This window comes from Alcanivorax sp. HI0044 (assembly GCF_001634945.1).
This window is the reverse complement of record NZ_LWEZ01001189.1, coordinates 1-3,545: the sequence shown is the minus strand read 5'-3', so window position 1 is coordinate 3,545 and position 3,545 is coordinate 1. Positions and strand designations below refer to the sequence as shown.

The 3,545-nt window shown below is 62.6% G+C and carries 3 protein-coding genes; 2 read left to right on the top strand and 1 reads right to left on the bottom strand.

What is annotated here, in order from left to right:
• Window positions 1-152: 152 nt before the first annotated feature.
• On the top strand, window positions 153-1,196 hold the full coding sequence (locus A3730_RS15925) for a metal-dependent hydrolase (RefSeq protein ID WP_063538435.1): 1,044 nt from the start codon (window positions 153-155) through the stop codon (window positions 1,194-1,196).
• Window positions 1,197-1,345: 149 nt separating this feature from the next.
• Here A3730_RS15925 and A3730_RS15920 read toward each other — a convergent pair whose 3' ends face one another.
• A complete protein-coding gene (locus A3730_RS15920) occupies window positions 1,346-2,356 on the bottom strand; it encodes a zinc-binding alcohol dehydrogenase family protein (protein ID WP_063538433.1) in 1,011 nt (336 codons plus the stop codon).
• Window positions 2,357-2,507: 151 nt separating this feature from the next.
• On the opposite strand from A3730_RS15920, the gene A3730_RS15915 reads away from it, so the two are divergent.
• A partial coding sequence (locus A3730_RS15915; protein WP_063538431.1) for an amidase occupies window positions 2,508-3,545 on the top strand: 1,038 nt, incomplete at its 3' end.

Below are 3,545 nucleotides of genomic sequence, written 5' to 3'. Positions count from 1 at the left end.
GAAAATTCTCGGCTTCCTGGGCGGTGAAGGTGTTGGCGCGACCGCACTGAACAGCCTGAAGGGCCTGTGGGGCGTGGCCGGTTAATGCCGTATTGACGGCCTGTTGGCAGGCGGGATGCGATACTGTCGCTCCGCCTGCCCTAGAGTAATTCATGGATTCATTGTCACAGGCCGTATTGGGTGCCTCCGTCGGGGGCGCTGTTCTCTCCCGCCCCCTGGGTCGCCGGGCTCTGCTCGGTGGCGCCTTGCTGGGCACCCTGCCCGATCTGGATGTGCTGATTGATTACGGCGATGCGGTGGCCAATTTCACCGAGCATCGCGGTTTCAGCCACTCCCTGCTGGTGTTGTTGCCGGTCTCGCTGGTGCTGGCCCTGTGCCTGTCCCGCTGGCAGACACAGATTCCGTTGCGACGCTGGTGGTTGTTCACCGGGCTGTGTTTGATCACGCACCCGCTGCTGGATGCGTTTACCACTTATGGCACCCAGTTGTTCTGGCCACTGGGTGACCCGGTGGCCATCAGCAGTGTCTTTATCATTGATCCGCTTTATACCCTGCCCATGTTGGTTGCCGTGATAGTGGCTCTGGCACGACCGCCGGCAATGGCGGCACTGGCCACCGGGCTGACGCTGTCCTCCCTGTATCTATGCTGGAGCCTGGTGGCCCAGCAGTGGATGACACAGCGGGTGATGCCAACGCTGGCGCAACGGGGCTTGAGTGAGGCGCCACGTCTGGTGCAGCCCATGCCGTTTTCCACCCTGCTGTGGCGGGTGACGGTGCTGGGGGAACAGCAGAGACTGGAGATTGTCACCGGTGTGCTGGATAACGGCGATGCGCTGACAGTGGAAACCTTCCCCCGTTCGCCGCAGGACTATGCCGAGGCCATGCAGCTGCCGGCGGGCCGCAAATTGGCCTGGTTCACCCGGGGGTTCATGGATGTGGACGCCGGGCCTGACCAGTTACTGGCCACGGATATTCGCTTGGGGGTGCCGGGGCTGCATCCCTTCCAGTTTGTGCTGGCGGAACAGGAAGACGGTGTCTGGAAGGCATTGCCCAGCCACAAGCTGCCGCGGCCCATGGCCAACCCGCAGGCCTGGCCAGCACTGCTGGACCGGACCCTGGCCCGCCAACCGATTCTCTGCCTGACCACCCTGGAAGCCTTGCCGGCGGGTAGCCCCTGTCCATCGGTGATGCCCTAGTGGGCGCCGGTATAGACCTCTTCGCGCCCGCCGGCATGGCCTGCCATAGCGGAATACTCCAAGTCTGAAAGGCGCCGGCGCAGGGCATTCAGCTAATAGCGACAGCCCGGTCGCAGCCTATATCCAGCAGTGTGATGCCGGCCTGCGGGTTATTCCCAGCCGGCCAGGACCAGTTTGCCGATGGTGCTGCCGCTCTCCAGCCGCCGGTGGGCTTCTTTCAGGTTGGCGGCATTGATGGTGCCGAGCCCCTCACTGACGGTGCTCTGGATTTTGCCTTGATCCACCAGTGTGCTGAGTTGGGTGAGGATGTTGCCCTGGCGTTGCATGTCCGTGGCGAACATGGCGCGGGTGAACATGAATTCCCAGCTAAAGCGGGCGCTTTTGGCTTTCAGGGGATTCAGGTCCAGGGGCGCGCGGGCATCGACAATGGCGCAGATGCCGCCGAACGGGGCCACGGCCTGGCAGGCCGTGGCCCAATAGTCGTCCAGATTCTGGGTGATGAAGATGCCATCAATCTGCGGGCAACCAATGGCTTCCAGCTGTGGCAGCAATGGCTTGCGGTAGTCCACCATGTGATGGGCGCCGAGGCTTTGGCACCAGTTGGCAGAGGTTTCCCGGCCTGCGGTGGCAATGACCTTGAGGCCAAAGTGGTGGGCGGCCAGCTGAATGGCGATGGAGCCCACGCCGCCGGCACCACCGATCACCAGCAGATTTTTCCCTTCACATTCACCGGGCTGAAAGCCGAGTTGATCTTCCAGAGCCTCCCATGCAGTGAGCGCTGTGAGTGGTAATGCGGCGGCCTCCTGCATGCCCAGACTGTCCGGTTTTTTTGCCACCAGGCGTTCGTCAACGCATTGATGCTGAGCGTTGCTGCCCTGGCGTTGCACGGCGCCGGCGTACCAGACCCGATCGCCGGCCTGGAAGTTTTCCACTTCCGCGCCCACCGCTTCCACCACACCGGCGGCGTCAAACCCCAGCACCCGGTAACCGGGTTGTTCCAGGGGGCGCTGGCGCAGTTTGGTGTCAATCGGATTGACGGAGACGGCCTGCACGGCCACCAGCAGATCCCGCGGGCCGGGTGCGGGCAGGTCCAGCTGGATGTCTTCCAGGGCGTGAACATCCTCGATGGCTCTGGGCTGGTTGAATCCAATGGCTTTCATGCAGGCTCCCTCACAGTTCGACAACGTATTCCCACAAGTGCTGGTTGCCACGATTTGGCACACTTGGCTGGGCAGACTATGCCACAGTATGGCTTTATCGTCTGGCAGCAGATCATCGCCAGCGCTTCGGGACAGCAAAAGGGAGAGCACAATGAAGTTTGAAGAATACCGCCGGTTTGATGCCATTGGGCTTGCCGATTTGGTGACACGGGGGGAGGTCACGGCGGCGGAATTACTGGAGCTGGCGATTGCCCGTGCCGAGGCGGTGAACCCGCAATTGAATGGGTTGATCATCCCGTTGTACGACATGGCCCGAAAGCAGGCCACGGGGCCTTTGAGCGGACCGCTGGCGGGTGTGCCCATGCTGGTAAAGGATCTGTTCCAGGAAATCGGCGGTGCGCCCAGCTATCAGGGAAATAAGGCGCGCAAGGCCAGTGATGTCCATGCACAACGAGATTCCACTCTGGTGGCGCGCTGGAAGCAGGGCGGGCTGGTCCCGTTTGGTCGTACCAATACCCCGGAGTTTGGCGCCAAGGGCATTACCGAGCCGGATTCGTTCGGGCCGGCACGCAACCCCTGGAACCCGGACCATACTCCCGGTGGCTCTTCCGGTGGCTCGGCAGCCATGGTCGCTGCGGGCGTGGTGCCGGTGGCCGGCGCCAACGATGGCGGTGGCAGCATTCGGATTCCGGCTGCCTGTTGTGGCCTGTTCGGTCTCAAGCCGGGCCGTGGGCGCACCCCCTGGGGGCCGGAATTCACGGAGGCCATGCACGGGATCGCCGTTAACCACGTACTCACCCGTAGCGTCCGTGACAGCGCGCTGCTGCTGGATATTGCCCAGGGCGACGAGCGCGGCAGCCTGTTTCAGATTGCCCCGCCAAAGCAGGCTTACGCCCTGTCTGCGGCCAGCCGCCCGGGCAAGTTACGCATCGGTTTTTCCACCCGCTCGCCGCTGGGTACCGATGTGGATCCGGAAGCGATCCGGGCGGTGGAGAAAACCGTGGCGTTGTTGCGGGACTTGGGCCACGAAGTGATTGATGCCGAGCCGCAGATGGACGCCAAACAGATGTGTATGGACTGGCTGTCGGTCTGGTTTGGTCAGTGTGCTGCCGAAGTGGATGAGGTGAAGGCCATTACCGGTTGCGGTGATGAAGGCTTCGAGTTGGATACCCTGGCCATTGCGGCTTTT

What these genes read in the sequence shown, in the direction of transcription:
- A3730_RS15920 (WP_063538433.1), bottom strand. Translation starts at nt 2,356, where the DNA reads ATGAAAGCCATTGGATTCAACCAGCCCAGAGCCATCGAGGATGTTCAC.
- A3730_RS15925 (WP_063538435.1), top strand. Translation starts at nt 153, where the DNA reads ATGGATTCATTGTCACAGGCCGTATTGGGTGCCTCCGTCGGGGGCGCT.